Genomic DNA, 21,148 nt, shown 5'->3' with positions numbered 1-21,148 from the left:
TAGCGTCCGAACGCCTCCGCAGGGACCCCTTGCCCGCGCTCCGTATTCAGGCCTCACACCACGCGCGACCATCGGATACCGTGTGCCTCATGGGCACCTCCTTCCGCAGCTGGGTCGGGTTCGTCATGGTGTGCGCGCTGTCGAGCGCTGGCGTCGCACACGCGGAGGAGTACGTGGTGGGGAGCGGCAGCTACCCGACCCTCGCGAGCGTGCCGTGGAGCTCGCTCGCGGCCGGGGACATCGTCACCATCCCGCACCGCGCCGAGCCCTACCGCGAGACGTTCGCGGTGAGCACGTCGGGCACGGCCCAGGCGCCCATCCGCATCCGTGGCACACGCGGCCCGGGCGACGCGCGTCCCGTCATCGACGGAGAGAACGCCGTACAAGGCGCTGGCACGCACGTGCGCGCGCTGCTGAGCCTGCGCAACGGAGCGCAGCACGTCGTCGTCGAGGGCCTCGAGTTCCGCAACGCCCACATCGACTACACGCACGACGGGCTCTTCCCGAGCCACAACGCGTCCGGCATCTACGTCGAGGACGCGGCGCACGTGGTCATCCGCGACTGCGACCTGCACGGCAACGGCAACGGGCTGTTCTCGGCGCCCGGCACGGTGGACCTGCGCGTGGAGCAGAACCACCTGTGGGGCAACGGCAACGTGGGGCGCGCGCTGGAGCACAACAGCTACACCGAGACCGACGGCATCGTGTTCGAGGGCAACCGCTACGGGCCGCTGTGCGCGGGCTGCCTCGGCAACAACCTGAAGGACCGCTCGGCGGGCACGGTCATCCGCTACAACTTCATCGAGGGTGGGAACCGGGCGCTCGACCTCGTGCACGCGCAGACGGACGACGCGGACTTCACCATGCGCGTCGCGACGACACCCACGTACGTCTACGGCAACGTCTTCATCAAGATCGACGACACCTCGCAGTCGCAGGTCGTGCACTTCGGCGGCGACGACGACAGCTTCGCCAGCAGCTACCGCCGCGTGCTGCGCTACTACAACAACACGGTCTACTCCACGCGCGCGGTGCGCACGACCTTCTTCCACTTCGACGCGCCGGCGCCCGACGTGGACGTACGCAACTCCGTATTCGTCACGCCCGGCTCGTCCGAGATCTACCTGCTCGACAGCAGCACCAGCACGGGCGCGAGCGTGGCCCTCGTGAACTGCTACCTGCCGACAACGTGGGACGTGAGCGTCGCCGCCGCGCTGGACGCCACGGTCAGCACCACGGACGTCACCACGGGAACGAGCCCCGGCTTCGTGAACGGGCCCGCGTTCGACTTCCACCTGCTGCCCACCGCGGCGGTGCGCAACGGCGGCACGGCGCTGCTGGGCGGGGTCCCTGCCGTGCTCCTCGAGTACGTAGAACACCAGAGCACGCAGGCCCGCCCCGACAACGGCCCCCTCGACCTCGGCGCGTTCGAGGTGTGTGAGGGGACATGCGACCCGGTCGTGGCCCCGGACGGCGGGGTCACCCCGCTCGAAGACGGCGGCGTCACACCCCCGCGCGACGCTGGCCGCGGGGAGGATGGTGGCACGGGGTCGGGCGGCGGCGGTGGCTGCAGCTGCCGCGTCGAGGGGCGCAGCTCGTCACCGTGGGCTGCCCTGCTGGTCCTGGGGTTGGTCGGAGGACGCGCTCGGCTGCGCCGCCGTCGCGGGCGCGCACCCACACCGTAGCCAACGACCCGGAGAGCGCTGCGTCGTCGACCGAATGCGGAACGGCGAGGGGCGTCAGTTCGCGAGCGCACTACGGACGGTCACCCGTCCGCGGTCTCGGATGAACACCAACCCAAAGACGCCGATGAGCAGACCGGTCGCGCCCACGGCGTAGCCAGCGGTGACGCCCGCGTCGAGGAAGTCGTAGCCGCTGCCGATGAGCACCCCCATCGTCACGAAGCCGCCGATGGCCAGCAGCGCGCCGACACCCGCCATGATGCCCCGCGCGCGCCGGCGGCTCTCGATGCCGAGGTGGAGCTCCGCGCCCGGCGTGATCATGACTGGCCCACGCACGCCGTAGTCACGTCCACGAGCGTTCGTGACGACCAACTGATGCGACCCCTGGGGGAGGCTTCCGACGCAAGGCGCCGTGCAGATGGTACGGAAGGAATACATGGCCAACGAGTACGCACCAGCCGACCCATAAGCCGTCCCGATCAGAAGCTTGAGGGTCAGGCCCTCCCCGTCGTCGACGATGCGTATCGGGAGGTCGCCATTCGACGCGGGCGTGGTCGCGGGCGTTGATAGCGTCGCCGGCGCGGCGGTCGTGCCTGGTGGCGGCGGAGGCGGCGGGCTGCCCATGGTCGCCCCACCCATCGTCGTCGCGGGGGCCTGGTCGCTGGGGCCGGCATAACGGACCTGCGCCGCGTCGAAGCGGCGCGTCTCCCCGCTTGCGGTGCGGATGATGACGTGGCTCTGCGGGCTGACCTCGAGGATGGTGCCTCGGACGAGCGTCCCGTCGTAGAGGACCACCGTGTCGGAGGTCTCCTGAGCGCTCGCGTGACCGAGCGAAGACAGCAGCGACATGATCGCCACGAACCCGATGAGTAGCTTGTTCAAGACCCGTTCCTTGTGGTCGGCAGACGCGGGGACGCGGACCCGGCGGGGGCCCTCCCAGGCGGAGTCCTAGCACGAAGGCCGTGACGTGGGCAGGGAACGATCGCTCGAGCCGAAAGCGGGCTCGACGCCCCCTTGGACCCACCGCGCCATGCGGCCCGGTCGCGTCAACGCACCCACGCGTTGCGCGTGAGCCGCGGCCACACCCCGTCGTCCCACAGACGGCGCGACAGGATGGACGCGCGCTCGTAGTCGTCGGTGCGCACCAGCGGGATCCCGAGGAAGTCGGACAGGTCGTGGTCGAAGCACTCGAAGGCGTCTCCCAGCACGTCCTCGACGCTCTCGGGGTACACGGGGTGGCAAACGAGACGCCCGTCTTCGGAGAGCGCCACCAGCTGCCTACCGATGACCTCGCCGCCGGGTCCCCGCGCATACACGACGCGCTTGTTCGCATCCAGGACCACGCCGGCCGCGTCGTCTTCGCAAACACCCCCGAGCGCGAGGCAGGTGCCACCGAGCTCCCCGAGGCGCAGCGCGGAGAGGGGGTCACGCTCGAACGCGAAGCACACCATGCCGACGCCCGCGACGAGCACGCTCACGACGATGCCCTCACGCCACGCATCCGCGTCGATGGTCGGATGACGCGCGAACCACGCCTGGCTCGCGGGGTGCGCAAACACAGCGTCCTGCTCGCCGGACAACCAACGCGGGAGCATCTTTCGGAACGCGCGGCGGTTCGAGCTTCGGCGCGCGTAGGTCTCGAGCGCGAGGCGCAGCGCGGCGTGGTCTGTCTCGGCGCCCTCCGCGCGGTCGACGCGTTCGAGGGGCTCCGCGAGCAGCGCGTCGAGCGCTTCCTTGGCGAGGTCGAGCCGCAGCACGTCCCAGTCGGCCGCGACCCGCTCGGTGTGGCGCCGAAGCTGACCCGGGGTGAGCGCACGCCCTGCGGTGTGGTGGTCGCGCAGCGCGCGCGGCACGGGGTTTCTTCGGCGGCGCGCGAGGGCCTCGCAGAGCAGGGGGTCGATGGCCCCCGGGCGGGCAAAGAGCGCGTGCTCTGCCACCCCCACCAACAGGTCGTAGGCGCGCGCCCGCGGCAGCACGCCGAGTCTCGCTGCGGTCGCCAGCAACGCGGCGGGGTGGTTGGCCGTGAGCCACGCGCTGCTCTCCGGCCAGGCCTCGGCCAAGGACCACAGGCCAGCGCAGGCGAGCTGGAGCTTGCGCCCGCTCGGGACCACGGACGCCAGGCGGTCGAGACCCGCGCGCTCGAGCGTCACGGGGGCGCCCAGCGCCTCGCCGAGTACGTTGAGCACGCTCCAGACCGCTTCGTGGTGGCCCGCAGCCTGACGAATGATGGCCACGTCGAGGTCGGACAGCGCTGCGTCGCCGTCTTCGTCCCAGAGGCAGGTGCTGACGACGCGATGGACGTGTCGCCCTCGGACGCGCCGCTGACCCTCGAGGGTGTCTCGCAAGAGGGTCGTGATGTTGGTGCGACTGCGAGACCACACGCGTTCCGCGCGGTAGGACCAGGCGAAGGCCGCGAAGACGTCGAGCCAGGCCGCCCGCTCGGCGGCCTCGAGGTGCGTGGCGGCGGCCAGCTCTTCGAGAGCAATGCGGGCCTCGTCGAGCCCGAGGGCGTCATGCAGCCTGGCCATCACGCGGTGAGTCTCGGCAGCCTGCGCGCGAGCCCGCGCGTCGTCGGGGTCCCTCGGCGCTTCGTCTGGCCCGGCGACGAAGGCGGGGAGATGCGCGCGCACCCACGCCGAGGGGTCGTCACGCCGTGCCGCAATGTACGGAAAGCGCCCTCCCCACGATGTCGGTATCTGGCTGGCGAAGAGCTCGACCACGCCCGCAGCGTGTTCACACGACGCCCCGTGGCCCACGCCGGCGAAGAACGCCTGGAGCGCGTCCGCCAGGAGGCCCGTCCCGGAGGCGGCTGGTTCACGCGCCGCGCAAGCGGCGGCCACGCGCAGGATCCCCGCGGCCAGGCCGTCGTCGCGCAGCGCTCGCCCTGGTGCCCCAGCGAGCGCTTCCGCGTGCGCAGCGCGCGCTGTCTCGACGGGCAGCGACGCGCACGCCGTCCAGAGTTGGCGCAGAGTCTCGGCTGCCAAGGCGTGCGCTGCTCGCGCCAGGTCGACCTCCCCGACCACCTCCGCCCGTAGGAGCTGGTGATGCGCGCCGACGAGAGCGGTCAGCTCGGACCAAGGTGTGCCTCGCAGCGGACCGAGGCAGAGCAGGAAGCGCGACCCGAGGTCGAGCAGCGTCGCATCATCTGGTGCGCCCGGATGGTGCGCTTCGAGGTAAGGGTCGCGACCCGCGAGCCGGAGGGAGCGGGCCAACACGGTCCAGCTCCCCGAGAGCGGGCGCACGTCCAGCGTGACGCGCGCAGGCTTCGGTGGTTGGGACTTGGTCCCCCGAAACGCACGCGGATGCGCGGCGCTGGCCCTCGGCGCTGGCGCTCCGGACAATGCGCGGCGCGGTGGCTGAGCGCGTGGCGCGCGTGGTGAGACGAGGGTCGCGCGCATCACGTCCAGCAGCCGACGCTCGTCGGCAGCCGCCCCCACCTCGTAGCGGCTCAGCGCGGCGAAGGCTGCGTCCAGGTCATGGTCACCCGAGCCATCGAGGTACCACACCCGCCAGCACGTGACGTCGTTGTCGGGCTGAGCCACCAAGCAGAGCCGCGCGAGTCCAGCGGGCTCGCGCACCACGGCGAGCACGTTCCGGACGTCGACGAGGCTCTTCGGCATGCCGCAGCGTGGCATGCCGAAGGCGAGGGAGCCTCGTCTCGCGTGGCTCGCTACCGACCGCCGACTGGGTCGAGAGTCCCTTCGCCATGCCGCAGCGTAGCCCAGCCCCGGTCACCTTGGACCCTGTTCTCGATCGAATCGGCAGCAGGATCCCAACGGAGCGCATGGCAGCTCCAAGAGGAGCTCCTCGGACCATGCCGCTTCGCGAGGGGGCGCATCGGGGTCCACGGACACCCTCACCCGCGTGAAGCGCACGCGGCATGACCCGGCCCGCGCGAGCTCCACCCGCAACGGCTCCCGTTCGCTCACGTCGCGCCACCAGGCGCTGAGCCGCTCGGCGGAGAAGTCCCCGTAGGCCCCGGCGAGTCGCCAGTCGAGGGCCACGCCCCGCGGACCGGGGGCTTGATACAGCGCGGGTGACAGGCGCTGCGGTGGGCGCCCGGGTCGAAGCAGGTCGACGGCCAGCGCAGGCATGGTCTGGCCCGGGTCGTAGGCGAACGTCGGATAGCACGCGAACGGGTAGGCCTGCATCGCGCCGCGCGCGCCCGCGACGACCACGCCCAACAGGAGCAGCACGCCTCCCAGCGCAACCACGAGCGTACGTCGGCGCGCCCTGACAGAACACGCGGCGTCCGCCTCCCGGCCGAGGTCTCCCGATGCGTCGCGGACGGCCTCTCCCGTCGCGCCCGCGACGACCGCACCCGTCCGACCACGCCGCGCCGCGAGCCGCGCACGCCACTCGCTCCACGGGAGAAACCCCAGGTAGCACACGTAGAGCACGTGGAAGTCGATGCCCATCAGCAGGTGGGTCCCCACGTGAAACGCGAGCGCCGCGACCAAGGCCAGCACGTGCGTGCGACGCACCATGACCAGCACCACGAAGCTCAGCTCGAACCCCAGCGTGACCAACCCGAGCGCGTGCAGCAGCGCTGGGTACCGGTCGATCCGAAACGCTGGGAGCAACCCAGGGTCCTGGGCCCACTTCCACCACAGCTGGTGCCGCAGGTTGTCGCCCAGCGCCCACTCGACCCCCATGGCGTGCAGCTTGTGCACCACGGGGAACAAGTAGATGAGCCCCGCCAACAGCCACGCGACACGCAGCGCGAGACCGTGCGCGACACCGCTCGCCGGCCGCGGGAACCCGCGCCGCCGACCCCACCACGCGTCGATCGAGAGGGCGTCGCCACACGGGCTGAGGGCGAGCAGCGCCGCAAACCACAGCAGGTGGTGGTCGTGGAAGACCGCCCCGCCCAGCTGCGGCACGAGCAGCACATAGAAGGCCGACAGCGCCAGCAGAGCGCCGCTCAGCCGGCTGCACACCCCGAGCGTCGTCGTCACGCAGGCGACCCACAGCACCCCCTGCGCGGCCTGCACGAGCGCGGGCGTGATGGGCAGGTGAGGGACGAGCCACCCCACGCCCGCCGGGATGACGCGCGCGTCCTCGGGCAGCGCCGCCCACGTAGAGGCCACCCGGACGCTGCCGCTGCTGGCGATCACCAGCGCCACGGTCACGCGGAAGACCGCGAGGTCGAGCGCAGGACCCATCACGTACCGCCTCAGCCGTTCACGCCAGCCCACAAAGGCGCCAGGGCGTCGTGAGACCAGCGCACGCCGGAGGTCGCCGGGTCGCGCGTCGGAGTGAGGGGACATGCAGACTCCACCGTGGCGCACGCACACATCGTCATCCAGCCAGTCGAGAAGCGCGAGAGGCACGAGCGACCGAGTCGTGCTCGACGCCCGGCCTCGACCGCGAGCACCCGCGGCGAACGAGCGCACGATCCAACGCCGCTTGCCGCCACCGGATGTCTCAGGTCAGGCTCGGGGCGCATGGACGCCCTCTTGGCCATCTACCAGGACCCCGACTTCCTCCCGCTCGCGCTGGGCACGAACCTGGTCTCGATGGGCGCGTTCCTCGCGTTTTCGCTCCCGCTGACGTGGGTCGCCGCACGTGACCCGGCCGCGCTGCGTCGGTTCCGCATCCAGCGGCGTCCGCCGAAGACCGAGGGACTCCTCCGGCGCTCGCTCGTCGCGTTCATCGGCAACGACCTCGCGCTGCTGGCCGTCACGGTGCTGGCGTTCCCGGTCCTGCGCCATTCCGGTATCCACGGCGGGCCGCTCCCTTCGGTGCTCGAGGTCCTGCTCCAGCTGGTGTTCTTCATCTACCTGGACGACTTCCTGTACTACTGGGTCCACCGAGCCATGCACCACGGCTTCCTCTGGAAGCGCGTGCACGTGGTCCACCACCGCATCCACACGCCGTGGGCCATCACGGGCCACCTCATGCATCCGGTCGAGTTCGTCGTCACGGCCGGGCTGATGCTGATCGGCCCGCTGGCGCTGGGCTCGCACTACCTCACGCTCTACCTGTGGGTGGTGATTCGTCAGTGGGAGGCCGCCGAGGGGCACTGTGGGTACGATTTCCCGTTCAGCCCTACCCACCTGCTCCCGGGCTGTGACGGCGCGCTCCACCACGACTACCACCACGCCAAGGTGAAGGGAAACTACGCCGGGTTCCTCGCCTACCTCGACCGCCTCTTCGGTACGACGGTACGAGGCTACGAAGAGGCGCGCGCGCCCCGACCGCACCCTGAGGAGGCGTAGTCGCCGCGCCAGACACGTGCGCGTCTCGAGGACCCCCAGGCGGCCAGCGCAACCCTTGCGCCAGCGACCGATCACGGCAAGAACGACACCGTGCGGGCGGCCTTCGCATGGCGCATCACCCTCGAAAACAAGACACGGCCCCGGTGGCACGAGCGTTGCTGAAGCCGGGAGCATGACTCACGCGCGCTCCTTTCGCTCTCGGTCCACGGTGCTGCTCCTCGGGCTCTTCGTACCTCTCGGGGGAGGGTGCTCGTCGGGTCCCTCGACGCTCGCCATCGAAGACGTCCCTTCCGCGCTCGGCGACGCCATCTGCACGCAGCTCGTCGAGTGCGCACAAGCACGGTCTAGCGGCGGGATCTCCCAGCTGATGCTCAGCGAGTCGTTCGTCGAGCGCTGCCCACAGCTGATCGGGCTCGACCTCGGCAACCTGGACTACCTGATCGAGGCCGCCGACAGCGGACGCATCGACTACGACGCTGCAGCCGGTCGCCGCTGCATCGATGACATCGCGGCCAGCTGCGGCGTCGAGGTGAGCCCCGAGTTCTTCCCCAGCTGCCGCGAGGCGCTGGCGGGCACCGTCGCTGCGGGTGACGCCTGCACCTTCGACGAGGAGTGCGCCGCCGGGACCCGCTGCGACGCGACCCTGATGGGCAGCGTGTGCACCGGGACGTGCGTGGCGCTGTTGCCCGTGGGCTCGCCGTGCAACAGCGCGAGCGAGTGCGCCCCGCCCGAGGGCACGGGCCTCGCGCGCTGCAGCAGCAACGGTGGCCCGGAAGACGTGTGCATCGCCTTCGAGCTCTTGACCGGCGTGGGCGAGGGCGAGCCCTGCGGGTCGGTCGACGAGACGGGCCTTCAGCGCTCCTACGCGCTCTGCGCCGCGTCGTTCTTCTGCGACGATCCCGACGACGACGGCGAGGGCGCGTGCACCCGACCGCTGGCAGACGACGAGCCCTGCGGGCCGGGCCAGGCCTGCGCCCCCGGGAGCCTGTGCGTCGAGGACAGCAGCGCGAACCGGTTCTGCAGGCACATCACCGTGCGAACCCTCGTCGGCGACGCGTGCGACGACGAGACGGTCTTCTGCGACTATCCAGCGCGACTGGTGTGCGTGAGCGGGCAGTGCGCCGCGCTGCCAGCGGGGACCTGCGAGGAGATGTACCACTGCGAGGTGGACGAGTACTGCGACGACGTCACCGAGCTGTGCGAGTCCAGAAAGCCGGTGGGCGCCGTATGCGACGGCTCGGACGAGTGCCAGAGCGACCGCTGCCGCGACGACGGCACCATGACGAACACCCGCCGCTGCGAGGAGCAGCCCCCGCGCTGCGGCTGAGCACGGGAACGCAGACCCTGAGAACGACCCGTTGAAAGTGGTGGCGCCGCGTCCGTAGGGATCACCCCCGTGCGCGGCGCCAGCGACGAGACGAAGGGAGGGTTCTTCGACAGGCTGCTACCTTCCACGCATGCAAGACCTCGTCGACACGCTGCGCTGGGACGACCTGCGCTTCCTCCTCGCGGTGGTGCGCGCGGGAAGCTTCTCAGCCGCCGCGCAGGCGTTGACCGTCGAGCAGTCCACCGTCAGTCGGCGCATCGCGGCGTTGGAAGGCGTGCTGGGGACCGCGCTGTTCGAGCGCTCGCACACGGGCCTGCGCGCCACGGAGGCAACGGAGGCGCTGCTGCCCCACCTGGAGCGCGTAGAAGCGGAGCTGCGCGCCGTGCTGGACGCGGCGCGCCAGCACGAGCCCGAGGTACGCGGCCGGGTGCGGCTGGCTCTCACGGAGGCCCTGGCGGCCCACTACGTCATCCCCCGCCTCTTGCGCCCGCTGCGCGCCCAGCACCCGCGGCTCACGGTGGACCTGCTCACCAGCGACCTGGCCGCGGACCTGAGCCGTCGCGAGGCCGACCTGGCGCTGCGCTTCTTCCGACCACGCGGCGGAGACCTCATCGTCAAGCGCGTGGCGCGCCTCCCCACCACGTTCGTCGCGCACCAGAGCTACCCCAAGCTCGCGAGCAAGGTGCCCGCCGAGCACGACTTCATCGCGCTCGCCCTGCCGGGCATCGACACCCCCGAGGAGGCGTTCGCGCGGCGACACGCGCAGGTCGAGCCCAGCATGCGCACCAACGGCTACCTCGCGCAGGTCGAGGCGGTGCGCGCCGGGCTGGGCGTCGCGCTCCTCGCGCGCTCGGTGCTGCAGCTGGACCCCGAGCTGGTGGAATTGGATCTGGGGCTCCCGGCCGGACCCACGCTCGAGCTGTTCCTGGTGTGCCCGCGCGGCCTGCGGCAGGTGCCCCGCGTGGACGCCGTGTTCCGCGCGCTGGAGGAGCACCTGCCCCAGCTGGAGCGCGCGGCACGACCGGCCACCCCCACACCTCGGTCGCGTGAACGGGCGCGAAGCCCCCGCTGATCCCCCTCAGCTGCCCAGCCAAATCCCCGCGCCGACCGACAGCTCGCCGCCCACCGCCGGGTCGAGCAGCACCGTCACGTCCACGAACACAGGGCCCCAAAGCGCGCCTGCCCGCAGGTACCAGCCGAAGTTCGAGCGCTCCGGGTTCTCCCACTGCCGCTCCGGGAAGTACAGGAACTCCGTCTCCGCGAACCAGGTGGAGAACTTGGTCTCCACCATGCCGAAGCCGAGGCCGAGCGCACCGGCACGCTGGGTGACGGTGTCGCCGGGCCGCACACGCGTTCCGTCCATGATGTGCCCAGCCGCGTAGAAGTAACGCAGGCCGTTGACCCAGCCAGCGGGCTCCCACCAGGACGTCGTGCGCCGTTCGTAGTGGTCGTAGCAGTAGGCATAGCCGCAGCTGCTGCCGGTGTAGTGAGTGCTGGTGCTGGAGCGCGGACCGCCCGCGTCCCAGTAGTTCACGTTGCGGAAGTAGCCCACGCGTGCCTGGGCCGACCACGGGAAGGTGCGCAAGCCGGTGGGCGCGTACCCATCGAAGCGGGCATAGGTGTAGAGCCCCCCCCGCGGCCCGCCGATGTCCAGCCGCAGCGCGCCGTGGAAGCCCATGCTGAACGCGTCATCGTCGCGGGGGATGTGCGTCTGGCCCAGCGCGATGTAGCGCCAGCCGAGCTCGCCCCCCAGCGAGACCTTGAGCGGGGCGCGCTGCCGGCCCGCCCCGTCCGAGCGCGTATCGCGCGCTGGCTGCTGCGCGGCCCCCTGCCCCGAGTGCTGCACGACGATCCCGCTCTGGGCGGACACCTGGTCCGCCCCCGCCAGGCCCAAGAACGTGGACAGCGCGAACAAGCCCGCCAGCCGTCGCGCGGCGATGTGGGAAAGGCGAGAGGACGGTCGAGGGTGGTGGGGGGGCACGCAGGTCGCTCCTTTCATGCTGCAGCGGAATATTACGCCACGGAACCCCAGGTTCTTCCCTGCTGTCAACAAGCTCGGACGGCTAGCTGCGTTCCGCCCTCACCTTCCCCGTCCCGTGGCGCGCGCGTCCGCTGCGTACGCGGCGGCGGTGGCCAGGGCCACCGTGCGCAGGTCGATGGGGAGCGTCCCGAAGAACGAGTTCGCGACCACCCCCACGGACAGCTCTCGCTCGGGGTCGGCCCAGGCGCCGGACCCACCGAAGCCGAAGTGTCCGAACGCGGCCGGGCTGGCCACCCCCAGGTCGCGGCGCTTGCCGAGCACCGTCACCGGAAGCCCCAGGCTCACGGGGCGCATGTAGCCCAGCTTGAAGCGCAGGGGGAACGGGACCACCAGCCCCACCCCGCGCCCGTGGTCGCGCGTGGCCTCGGCGAGCGTGGCCTCGCTCAAGAAGCGCTCCCCCTCGAGCACGCCGCGCTGGGCCAAGGGCGCGAACAGGCGCGCCAGGCTGTGCGCCGTGTACATGCCGTTCACGGAGGGGATGGCCGCCTGGCGGAACTCGTCCGAGTTGAAGTCCACGTGCGCGAGACCCCGCGGCCAGCCCGCGGCGAGCGCCTCGGTGGGGCGGGTGCGCAGCCCGAGCGCCCCGAAGGCCACGTCCCCCACCTTGAACCCGGCCGACCACAGCCCGCGCGGCACGGGCGCCTTCACGAGGTCGGGCATGATGAGGTCCGCCGCGCGCCCCCGCTCGTGCGGAGGCAGCCCGATGTAGCAGCCGTCGAGAGCCAGGGGGCGCGTCAGCTTCTCTTCGAGGGCCTCGGCCAGCGTCAGGCCCGTGACCCGCTGGACCACCTCGCCCAGGACGTAGCCCATGGTCCACGCGTGGTACCCGAACGACGTGCCCGGTGCGTGCCGGGCGCGGGTGTGCTCGATGGCGCGGACCATCCCCTGCCAGTCCTCGAGGTCGCGGGCGCTGCGCGTCACGTCGTCCACGGCGTACAGCCCAGACGCGTGCGACAGCACGTGCCGGAGCGTGATGCCCCCCTTGCCACCGCCCGCGAACTCGGGCCAGTAGCGCGCGATGGGCGTGTCGTAGGCCAGCCGCCCCTCGTCCACCAGCACGTGCACCAGGGTCGCCACGACCGCTTTGGAGGTGCTCATCGCCACACAGAGGGTGTCCTCGGTGAACGGCTGGAGCTGCCGATTGCGGGTGCCCGCAGCGTAGTTCACCACGCACTCGCCGCGGTGGTAGACGGCCACCGCGAGGCCCCCAGGGCCGTGGGGGGGCAGGCCCACACGCTCCAGAGTCTCTCTCACAGCGGTGAAGTCGGGGTGCACGTAGCCTGGCATGGTCGCGCAGCGTCCCCTGAACCGCCGAGCCGGCGCAAGGCCTGAAACCCCGCGCGCTGGTTGCTTCGCGTGCACGGGTACCCTATCGTTGCGCGCCTCTTGCCGTCTGGACCCCCAGAGAGTTCATGCAGAACACGTTTTCCCAGCAGTTTCAGACCATTGTCCTCTTCACGCTGATCGGCGTGCTCGTGCTCGGCATGGCCGCCTCGTTCGGCCCGCAGATGGACGGCTGCGTTCAAGGGGGTCAGGCGCCCGCGATGCGCGTCTACGGCGAGGCGCAGAGCCAACGCGACGTGATGGCGGTCTACCGCCTCGCGGGCTTCGACCGCATGGGTGTCGAGCAGCAGCGCTCCATGGAGCTGCGCACGCACGTGGCGCAAGGCATCGTCGACCGGGCCCTGCTGGCCCGCGAGGCCCGCGAGCTGGGTTACGCCGCCGACGAAGACGACATCATGCGCGAGTTCGTGATGGCGGGCACGGTGCGCATCTCCCTCGGTCCCGACAGCCCCCCCGGCTTCCCCTACGGCTCCGGCGGCGTGGGCGGCGGACGCGAGCTGCGAATGGACCTGCGCGACGAGGACGGCACGTACGACCAACGCGCCATCGATCAGCGCCTGCGCTGGCTGGGTCTGACCCCGGGTGAGTTCGCCCTGTGGCAGGTGGAGGAGGCGCTCGCGCAGCGCATGCGCCTGACCGTGGTCGAGTCGGTCTCGGTCGGCCCCAGCGAGGTGTGGGCCGCCTACGAGCGTGAGCGCGAGCAGGCCAGCATCGCCTACGTGCGGTTCTCGCCGCGCTACTACCGCGACCAGCTGCAGATCGACGACGCCGCGCTGACGGCCTGGATGGCGGAGCACAGCGAGGAGATCGACCGCGACTACGCCGGTCAGCGCGCGCGCTTCACGGGGCTGGCCGAGCAGGTCCGCGCCCGGCACATCCTGATCAAGTACGAGGAGACGGACAGCGACGAGGTCAAGGCGGCCGCTCGCGCTCGTGCCACCGCGCTCCTGCGTCGCGCCCGTGCCGGTGAGGACTTCGCCGCCCTGGCCCGCGCCAACAGCGAAGACACGGGCACCGCCACCCTCGGCGGCGACCTGGGCTACAACGAGCGCGGCCGCATGGTGCCGCAGTTCGATGCCGCGCAGTTCGCGCTGGACGTGAACCAGATCTCGGACCTGGTGGAGACGCGCTTCGGGGTGCACATCATCCAGGTCACCGGCAAGCGCGAGGGCGACGTGCCCGAGGCCGAGGCCAAGCGCGAGATCGCCGAGGGTCTGTACCGCGAGCAGCGCGCCGGTGAGCTGGCCGCCGAGGCCGCCGCGCGCGCCCTCGCGGACCTGCGTGGTGGCGTGACCCCCGACCAGCTCGCCCGCACGCTGCAGGGCTTGCCGCTCGAGCCGCCGGTGGACGCCGAAGGCAACCCCGTCGAGGAAGAGACCCCCGACCTGGGCGGCCTGGCCCCCACGGTAGAGCGCGCCAACGGCTTCGGGCGCGCCGGCAACCCCATCCGCGGCCTGGACGGAGCCGCGCTGGTGCGCGCGGTGTTCGAGATGGAGGGGGACGAGACCATGCCCACCGAGCCACTGCGCCTGGGCAGCGAGTACGTCATCTTCCAGGTGACCGACCGCCAGACCGCGAATCGCGACGACTTCACGACGGAGGAACAGGGTCGCATTCGCCAGGGGCTGCGCGCCGCCAAGCAGCGTGAGGTGCTGGCGCAGCACATCGCGGCTCTGCGCGCCCAGGCCGAGCGCGACGACGCGGTGTTCATCAACCCCCAGATCCTGCTCTACGGCGACGAGCCCGAGGAGACGCCCGCGGAGGAGCGCGACGAAGACGACAGCGCGCGTGAGGCGAGTGACGAGGCAGCTCCGGCCCGCGACGAAGAGCCAGCCGCCGAGCCCAGCGAAGAAGCCGCTTCAGCGGAGTAGACCTCGTCGCGGTGGGCGTCGGTGCGTGGTCCGGTCAGCCGTGCCTCAGCGCAGCGCCGCCGCGATGGCCTGCTCCAGCTCGGCGTCGGATACGGCCCCCACGAACGCATGGGAGATCTGCCCGGCGTGGTTGATGACGAAGGTGCTGGGCAACGACCCGACGCGGAAGTCGCGTGTGGCGGCGCGGTTGGCCAGCCCCACGGGGAAGAGCATGCCCAACGACTGGGCCGCGCGTGAGAGCGAGGCGCGTCCGCCCGGCGTGTCCGGCTGCTCGTCGACCGACAGCCCGACGACCTTGCCGCCGCGCGAGACGAGGCGCTGGTGGGCGCGGCTGAGCACGGGCGCCTCCTGACGACATGGGCCGCACCACGTGGCCCAGAAGTTGAGCACCACGACATGGCCGCGCTCCTGGCTCAGGTCGAAGGCGCGACCGTCCGCCAGCGTGGCCTGTACGTTCGGCGCAGGCGTACCCGCCGCCAAGGCCGACGGTCCGAAGGCGCCGCTGCCCAGCGCCACCAGGATTCCGAGCGCGAGCCCCCAGGGAGCGAACATGCGGAACACGCGGCGCGGGGTACTACGGCTGGGACGGGACATCTGTCGCAGGATACGTCATGTCGGCCCGGGTGTTACCCCATCGCTGCTTTTCAAAGCGTGCGGGAGGGGTTACCACGCAGCCATGCGCTGCGTCATCGTCATGGACCCCGTCTCCACCGTACTCGTCAACGAGGACACCACCTTCGCGCTGATGCTGGAGCTCGAGGCGCGCGGACACCGAGTGGACCACTGCCTCGTGCAAGACGTCCACATGCGCGACGGTCGGGTCCACGCCGCCGTGCGCAGGGCGCGCTCGTCACGCGAGGCGCAGCCCCCCGTGCAGCTCGGAGCGGCCGAGCTGGTGTGCCTCGACGACGTGGACCTGGTCTTCATCCGCAAGGACCCGCCCTTTGACGAGCACTACCTCTGGCTCACGCTGCTGCTCGAGCACCTGCGCGGCAAGACCGCCGTGGTGAACGACCCGCGAGGATTGCGCGACGCCAACGAGAAGCTGTACGCCCTGCACTTCTCGGAGGTCATGCCCACCACCACCGTCGACAGCGACAAGGCGCGCATCAAGGCGTTCGTGGAGAGCGTCGGCGGCCAGGCGGTGATCAAGCCCGTGGATGGCCACGGCGGGGAGGGGGTGTTCGCGATCGCCCTGGACGACAAGAACATCAACGGGCTGATCGAGCTCGTGACGCGCGGAGGCACGCGCGTGGCGATGGTGCAGGCGTTCATTCCCCAGGTGCGCGAGGGAGACAAGCGCATCCTATTGGTGGACGGCGAGCCCCTCGGAGCCATCCTGCGAGTCCCGCGCGGGGACGACGTGCGCAGCAACATCCACGTCGGTGGCTCCGTGGTGCAGGCGTCGCTCACGGAGGCGGACCAGCGCATCGTGCAAGCGGTCGCGCCGAAGCTGCGCGCTGACGGGCTCGTGTTCGTGGGCCTGGACGTCATCGGTGGGAAGCTCACCGAGGTGAACGTGACGAGCCCCACCGGCATCCAGCAAATGATGCGACTGGACGGCGTGAACTACGCCGCCCGCGTCATCGACGCGTTCGAAGCCCGAGTGGTGCGTTGAACGCGTCACGCCGGGTGGGGTCGTCCGACCTCCGACGTGACGGCGGGGCCCGCGCTTACAGCGCATCCGTCGACGCCCGCGGCGGACGCGGTCGGACGTGGCTTCCGAAGACGCTGCTGACGTTGTTGACCCCGCTGGCGCTCGGCGCGGTTGGCTGCGGCAGGGCCGACGTGCGTGAACCGCGCCGCGCGACCCTGGGCGCCCAGGAGGTCCACGTCACAGTGCTCGACGATCTGTCGCGAGCGCGGGACGTCTTCCGCGATGCGCGCGAGGTGTACAGCAGCACGGACCGGGGACTCTACGTGTACCCCGTCAGCGGCCCACCGCGGCCCACCCGACTGGGGGTCTCCGCAGGCCTGCCCAGCGACGACGTGCTGGCGGCGCGGCGGCTGCCCGACGGCACGTTGGCCGTCCTGAGCGCACGGGGACTGGTGGGCATCGACACGGACGCCGTGAACGGGGCGCCCACGCGCGAGATCCCGGCCCCCCCCTTGGGCGAGCTGACGGATATCGAAGTCCACGACGACTCGCTCTACGCCTGCGGTGCACACGGCGTGGCTCGCCTCGCGACACCCTCTTGGGAGTGGGACGCGCTCAGCGACGTGCCGCCCGCTGACACGCCCTGCGCAGCCCTGGTGCCCGGGCGTGACGACACGCTGTGGGTCTTGGGCGAGACGACCATCACGCAGTGGGTGGGCGACGAGCTGCGCGAGCACCGCCCGCCGGCCTTCCCCCGGGGACGCCCACGCGCGCTCGGTGAGGACGAGGCTGGCCACGTCTATGTGCTGCTCGAGCGCGACGACCGGGCGCTCCTCGCGCGCTACGATGGCGCAGCGTGGTGGACCTACGCGCTGCGCGACCTCCTGACGGGCGACGACGAGCGCGTGGTCGGGCTGGTGGCGCAGGCGGGTGTGCCGTTGTTGCTGACGGACGGCGCGGCGTACGCGGTGAGTGCGCGGGCGCGCGGCGCGACGGAGCTGCCCGCCGTGGAGGAGCACCGCGGGCGGCCCCTGCGCTATCGCGCGACCCCCCGCGCCCCCCGCGGCACCGCCCCCCCGAGCGTCAGCGCGCGCCACCCGCGGTCCACCGCGCTCGAGCCCGCCACGAGCGGCTCGGAGCCCATCGAGGCCGCGCCGCGCCTCTTCGCCCGCCGTCTGCCGAGCCCCGGGGGCGTCGTCGAAGCGGGATTCGTGACGCACGGCGTGGTGTACCTCGCGTTGCGCGGGCAGGGGTTGTTGGAGGTCAGCGAGACACGCCGGCCGCTGAGCGCGGGAGACTTCCGCGAGCTACGCCCGCTGGCGCTGGCCATCGACGCCCGTGGCGGTACGTGGCTGCGGGCCGACGACGGTTCGCTCGTTCGCCTCGAAGGGGACGTCGCGCGCACGTTCCCGCACGGGCGCGTTTCGGCTTTGCTCGAGAGCCAGGACGCTTCTGGCGCCGCCTGGGCCGCGGAGCCGTGGGCGGCGCTGATGGACGCTCGTGGTGAAGCGCTGTTGGTTTCACCTACGCCAGCCGGATGGGTGGAGCGCGCGCGACTGTCGGCAGACGCAGCGTTGAGCGACGTGCGCTTGGGCGTGAGGACGCAGGGCGACCACCTCTGGCTCTTTGCGCACGGCACGAGGGCCGAGTGGTCGCGCGGTTCCGGGCTGGTCTACCGTGGGCCCACGGGCGCATGGGTGTTCGTGGACGTCCCTCTCGAGCCGCGGGGCGCGCTCGAGGCCGTCACCCACTTGGTGATCGCTGACGCGGTGGCCTACGTCGCGGGGCCCGCGGGGCTCGCGCGCGTGGAGGCGAGCGGGGCGGCCGAGGTCCTGTATGCGGAGCCAGTCACCGACCTCGAGCGGCGCGGGGGGCGGGTTCTGTTCGTATCACACGGCAACCTCTACGGGCTCGATGCGGGCGACCCCTCCGGAACGCGCCCCCGCGTCTTGCGCTTCGAGGAGCAGGGGGCCGAAGCCTTGCACCGCGTGAGCGCCACTGGGCTCGCGCTCGGCGAGATGGCCGCGTGCGTCGTGGGTGAGGGAGGGCTCGCCTGTGTCCGCCTCGGGGACGACGAGGCGCAACCTCCTCCCATGCGACCGTGGGATCTCCTCAGCGGCGCGGTGACCCTGCACGCGCACGACGTCGAACCCATGCAGCCGGGCGCGTGGCTGGCGCGCCGCGAGGGAGCGCTGTTCCTGGTGACACCACGCTGACGAGCGACGTGCCCCTCACGCGGGAGAGGCCATGGACGTCCCCATGGAAACGGAGGTAGGTTCCCCGCCATGAATCGACGCGAGATGTTGAAGGTCGGAGCCGCCACGGCGGTGGCACATGGGGTCGTCACAGTGCTCGGCTGCGCCGCCCAGGCAGGAGAGCAGGGACACGAAGGCCACTCGGGAGGAGAGAGTGCTGCGCCCTCGGACGCACGGCAGGCGTTCGCGCGGGCTGCCGGGGAGTGCGTCACGGCAGGCGAAGCCTGCCTGAGCCACTGCCTGCGCTCTCTACAGGCGGGAGACACCTCGATGGCAGAGTGCTCGCGCAAGGTGCACGCCATGCTGGCCATCTGCCGCGCCGTCCCCGCGCTGGCGACGTCTGGCTCTGGGCACCTCGGCCGGTTGGCCGCGCTGTGCCGCGACGTGTGCCAGGAGTGCCACGACGCGTGCGCTCCCCACGCGGCACATCACGCCGAGTGCCGCGCGTGCATGGAGGCTTGCGCAGCGACCTTGCGCCACGCCGCAGCGTTCGCGGCGTAGCGCAGGGCCCTCCGGACGGGTCACTCTGCGGGTTCGTCGTAGCGTACCTGCAGCGCGATCCGCATGCAGGGCTGGAGGGCGACGCATGCCTCGGACCCGAGCGGTGCGGTGCGCACCTCGAGCGGCTCCGAACACACGTCGACCGCGTCGAGGGCCGCAGCACACCGCGAGTAGTCGGCGCCCACGGCGGCACACTCGTCTTGGCCCGCGACACCACGCAGCATGCCGAGACACCCGTGCATCGAGTGCGTGCGGACCATGCCGTCCTCGCCGCAGTCCGTCTCGCCCGGCGGGCGAAGCCCCTCGAGGTGCTCACACGCGGCCTCCCACTCGCTCTCGGGGATCGCGTTGAGCGCGGCGCCGTCGTAGCCCGTTGCGTTTGCGCTCTCGGTCTCCTGGCCCGACGTCTGCTCGAGCTCTGCTGCGGACTCGCCGCTGCCTCCGCCGCCACACGCCGTCATCACCGCACACACCAAGGCCACCATCACGAATCGCTTCATCGGACTCTCCTTCGCGGCCGTGCTGCCGACCGCTGGCGGAGGAGAGCACGTCGCAGCCACGGGGTCAGCCGCAAAAATTACGAGTCGGTGCCGGCGCCCCGAGTGCGCGCTTGGCGGGTCAGCGTGGCTCGCGTGCCACCTGAGCGAGCTGATGCATGCGGTCCACCTGGACGTCCAGCTCGTCGAGCAGGGCGTGCCGCCACCCATCCCCCAAGGCGTCTACTACCGCGCGGTAGTACCAGAGGGTCTGCTCCTTGTCGGCGCTGAAGCGCTCGAACACCTGATCCCCCATGAGGCGCTGGTCGCGAACGATGCTCGTGGCGTTGTGCAGCTTGTCCGCAGCGCTGATGAGCTTCAGCTCTGCGGGCTCCTCCCGGAGCTGCGCCACGTAGCGCTGCTTGCGCTCCTGCCACGGAGGCTTGGGGTGCGTGGTGGAGTCGCTGAGTGCCGCGACCAGCCGGGACACGCGCTTGCCGAAGCGGGTCTCGAGGTCTTCGACACGCGCGCCGCGAACGTCCTCGAGGTAGTCGTGCAGCACCGCCGCGACCATCTGCTCTTCGTCGCCGCCGTGCTCGCCGACGGTGCAGCACACCTGCAGCAGGTGAGTCACATACGGCACGCCAGACCCCTTGCGCACACGGAAGCGAAACTGCTCGGCCGCGAAGCGCAGCGCCTCGTCCAAGCGCTCGCTGTACAGAGGACCCGGAGCTTCAGAGCGGCGCGCCATGGCGGCGACCATAGCAGGTCGGCGGGCGACTGCTATAGTCCGGCCACCATGCCGCAGATCGTTCATGCCATCGACATCGACGCTCCCGTGGAGCGCGTCTGGGGAGTCCTCACGGACAGCGACCAGTACCCGGAGTGGAACCCGCTCATCAAGGGCATCAAGGGGCGCCTCGCGCGCGGCGAGCGCGTGACGTGCGCGTTCTCGGCCGAGGGCAAGACCTTCAAGGTCCAGGTCGAGATCAGCCAGTGCGACGGGCACAAGCTGGTGTGGGTCGGGCCACCGCAGCGCTTCCTGCACAAGGTGGCGCGTGGAGAGCACTACTTCGAGCTCGTCGCGCTCGAGGGCGGCCGTACCCGGATCTTCCATGGCGAGCGCTTCACGGGGCTGGCCTTCGAGATCCCTTGGTCCAAGCTGGAGCCCATCGTGAACCCTGCCTACAAGGCGTTCAACGACGCGCTGAAGAAGCGCGTCGAGTCGATGAACTGACGCGCTGAAGAAGCGCGTCGAGTCGATGAACTGACGCGCTGAAGAAGCGCGTCGAGTCGATGAACTGACGCGCGCGCGGCCGCTTCCACCACGGGGAGCAACCGCGCGGCGGTCAGGGCAGGATGACCCCGCCGACCGTGACCTGCTCGATGTACCAGTACTCGCCTTGCTTGGAGCACTGGAACACGATCTGTTGGGCGCCCTGAGGCGTGGTCAGCGTGCCGCTCACGGTGCCGGTCGCGTTGTTGATCTGGATGTTGTTCATCGTGCGGTCGGTGAACTGCGTCAGCGCTGGCATGGTCGCCACGGCAGCCGAGAAGGTGCTCACGTCGTGTGTGGCTTGGTACTGGCCGCCCATCCGCTGGAAGGCCTGGGCGTGGTTGCCCGCGCGCAGCTCGTCGAGGAACGCATCCGTGGAACCCTTGGGACCACCGGCGAGCGCCGCACCGATGCCAGCGCCACCGAGCGCGAAGAACCCGCCCGTGCAGCAGCACGACAGCAACAGGAGCACCCCACAAGTGATCCCAACGATCTTCAGCGTGTTGTTGCCGCCTGGTTGTGACATTCCCTGGTTCATGCTTGCTCCATCCTGCTCG

General features: G+C 71.1%; 18 protein-coding genes. 9 read left to right on the top strand and 9 right to left on the bottom strand.

The annotated features are described in order from the left end of the window. The first annotated feature begins 89 nt into the window (after window positions 1-89). Window positions 90-1,685: a right-handed parallel beta-helix repeat-containing protein gene (locus tag H6726_21070; GenBank protein MCB9660149.1), complete on the top strand. Its 1,596-nt coding sequence runs from the start codon at window positions 90-92 to the stop codon at window positions 1,683-1,685. Between the two features lie 54 nt (window positions 1,686-1,739). On the opposite strand, the gene H6726_21065 is transcribed toward H6726_21070, so the two are convergent. The 3 genes from H6726_21065 to H6726_21055 all read right to left on the bottom strand — a co-directional run bounded on the left by H6726_21065 (window position 1,740) and on the right by H6726_21055 (window position 6,952). Then, complete coding sequence (locus H6726_21065; protein MCB9660148.1) at window positions 1,740-2,564, bottom strand: hypothetical protein; 825 nt, start codon at window positions 2,562-2,564, stop codon at window positions 1,740-1,742. A 164-nt stretch (window positions 2,565-2,728) separates the two neighbouring features. Beyond that, window positions 2,729-5,302: a hypothetical protein gene (locus H6726_21060; GenBank protein ID MCB9660147.1), complete on the bottom strand. Its 2,574-nt coding sequence runs from the start codon at window positions 5,300-5,302 to the stop codon at window positions 2,729-2,731. Window positions 5,303-5,413: 111 nt separating this feature from the next. Further along, on the bottom strand, window positions 5,414-6,952 hold the full coding sequence (locus H6726_21055) for an HTTM domain-containing protein (protein ID MCB9660146.1): 1,539 nt from the start codon (window positions 6,950-6,952) through the stop codon (window positions 5,414-5,416). 177 nt (window positions 6,953-7,129) lie between these two features. Here H6726_21055 and H6726_21050 point away from each other — a divergent pair, with 177 nt between their 5' ends. The 3 genes from H6726_21050 to H6726_21040 all read left to right on the top strand — a co-directional run bounded on the left by H6726_21050 (window position 7,130) and on the right by H6726_21040 (window position 10,302). Further along, the gene (locus H6726_21050) at window positions 7,130-7,903 is read left to right on the top strand and encodes a sterol desaturase family protein (GenBank protein ID MCB9660145.1); all 774 of its coding nucleotides are present in this window, start codon (window positions 7,130-7,132) and stop codon (window positions 7,901-7,903) included. A 172-nt stretch (window positions 7,904-8,075) separates the two neighbouring features. After that, complete coding sequence (locus H6726_21045; protein MCB9660144.1) at window positions 8,076-9,230, top strand: hypothetical protein; 1,155 nt, start codon at window positions 8,076-8,078, stop codon at window positions 9,228-9,230. A 130-nt stretch (window positions 9,231-9,360) separates the two neighbouring features. Further along, the gene (locus H6726_21040; GenBank protein MCB9660143.1) at window positions 9,361-10,302 is read left to right on the top strand and encodes a LysR family transcriptional regulator; all 942 of its coding nucleotides are present in this window, start codon (window positions 9,361-9,363) and stop codon (window positions 10,300-10,302) included. A gap of 6 nt (window positions 10,303-10,308) precedes the next feature. On the opposite strand, the gene H6726_21035 is transcribed toward H6726_21040, so the two are convergent. Both H6726_21035 and H6726_21030 read right to left on the bottom strand, forming a co-directional pair. Then, the gene (locus H6726_21035) at window positions 10,309-11,211 is read right to left on the bottom strand and encodes a hypothetical protein (GenBank protein MCB9660142.1); all 903 of its coding nucleotides are present in this window, start codon (window positions 11,209-11,211) and stop codon (window positions 10,309-10,311) included. A gap of 99 nt (window positions 11,212-11,310) precedes the next feature. After that, on the bottom strand, window positions 11,311-12,558 hold the full coding sequence (locus H6726_21030) for a beta-lactamase family protein (protein ID MCB9660141.1): 1,248 nt from the start codon (window positions 12,556-12,558) through the stop codon (window positions 11,311-11,313). A gap of 125 nt (window positions 12,559-12,683) precedes the next feature. Between H6726_21030 and H6726_21025 the strand changes: the two genes are divergently transcribed. Beyond that, window positions 12,684-14,486 (top strand): peptidylprolyl isomerase, encoded by a 1,803-nt coding sequence (locus H6726_21025; protein ID MCB9660140.1) that lies wholly within the window; start codon window positions 12,684-12,686, stop codon window positions 14,484-14,486. A gap of 45 nt (window positions 14,487-14,531) precedes the next feature. Here the strand turns inward: H6726_21025 and H6726_21020 are convergent, their stop codons facing one another. Then, window positions 14,532-15,080: a TlpA family protein disulfide reductase gene (locus H6726_21020; GenBank protein MCB9660139.1), complete on the bottom strand. Its 549-nt coding sequence runs from the start codon at window positions 15,078-15,080 to the stop codon at window positions 14,532-14,534. Between the two features lie 82 nt (window positions 15,081-15,162). On the opposite strand from H6726_21020, the gene gshB reads away from it, so the two are divergent. The 3 genes from gshB (at window position 15,163) to H6726_21005 (ending at window position 18,839) form a co-directional block, all read left to right on the top strand. Then, window positions 15,163-16,104 carry a glutathione synthase gene (gene gshB / locus H6726_21015; GenBank protein ID MCB9660138.1) on the top strand — a complete coding sequence of 314 codons (942 nt, stop codon included), beginning with the start codon at window positions 15,163-15,165 and terminating at the stop codon, window positions 16,102-16,104. A gap of 122 nt (window positions 16,105-16,226) precedes the next feature. Beyond that, window positions 16,227-18,299 (top strand): hypothetical protein, encoded by a 2,073-nt coding sequence (locus H6726_21010; protein ID MCB9660137.1) that lies wholly within the window; start codon window positions 16,227-16,229, stop codon window positions 18,297-18,299. A 69-nt stretch (window positions 18,300-18,368) separates the two neighbouring features. Continuing rightward, window positions 18,369-18,839, top strand: coding sequence for a Csp1 family four helix bundle copper storage protein (locus H6726_21005; protein MCB9660136.1), 471 nt, complete (start codon window positions 18,369-18,371; stop codon window positions 18,837-18,839). A gap of 20 nt (window positions 18,840-18,859) precedes the next feature. Here the strand turns inward: H6726_21005 and H6726_21000 are convergent, their stop codons facing one another. Then, the gene (locus H6726_21000; GenBank protein MCB9660135.1) at window positions 18,860-19,339 is read right to left on the bottom strand and encodes a hypothetical protein; all 480 of its coding nucleotides are present in this window, start codon (window positions 19,337-19,339) and stop codon (window positions 18,860-18,862) included. A 118-nt stretch (window positions 19,340-19,457) separates the two neighbouring features. After that, window positions 19,458-20,066: a bifunctional (p)ppGpp synthetase/guanosine-3',5'-bis(diphosphate) 3'-pyrophosphohydrolase gene (locus tag H6726_20995; GenBank protein ID MCB9660134.1), complete on the bottom strand. Its 609-nt coding sequence runs from the start codon at window positions 20,064-20,066 to the stop codon at window positions 19,458-19,460. Window positions 20,067-20,114: 48 nt separating this feature from the next. On the opposite strand from H6726_20995, the gene H6726_20990 reads away from it, so the two are divergent. After that, a complete protein-coding gene (locus H6726_20990; GenBank protein MCB9660133.1) occupies window positions 20,115-20,552 on the top strand; it encodes an SRPBCC domain-containing protein in 438 nt (145 codons plus the stop codon). Between the two features lie 112 nt (window positions 20,553-20,664). On the opposite strand, the gene H6726_20985 is transcribed toward H6726_20990, so the two are convergent. Further along, complete coding sequence (locus tag H6726_20985) at window positions 20,665-21,129, bottom strand: hypothetical protein (GenBank protein MCB9660132.1); 465 nt, start codon at window positions 21,127-21,129, stop codon at window positions 20,665-20,667. Window positions 21,130-21,148 lie beyond the last annotated feature (19 nt).

Source organism: Sandaracinaceae bacterium (assembly GCA_020633055.1).
GTDB lineage: Bacteria > Myxococcota_A > Polyangia > Polyangiales > Houyiibacteriaceae > JADJJE01.
The sequence above is the reverse complement of the archived record's forward strand: the minus strand, read 5'-3'. Positions and strand labels throughout refer to the sequence as shown.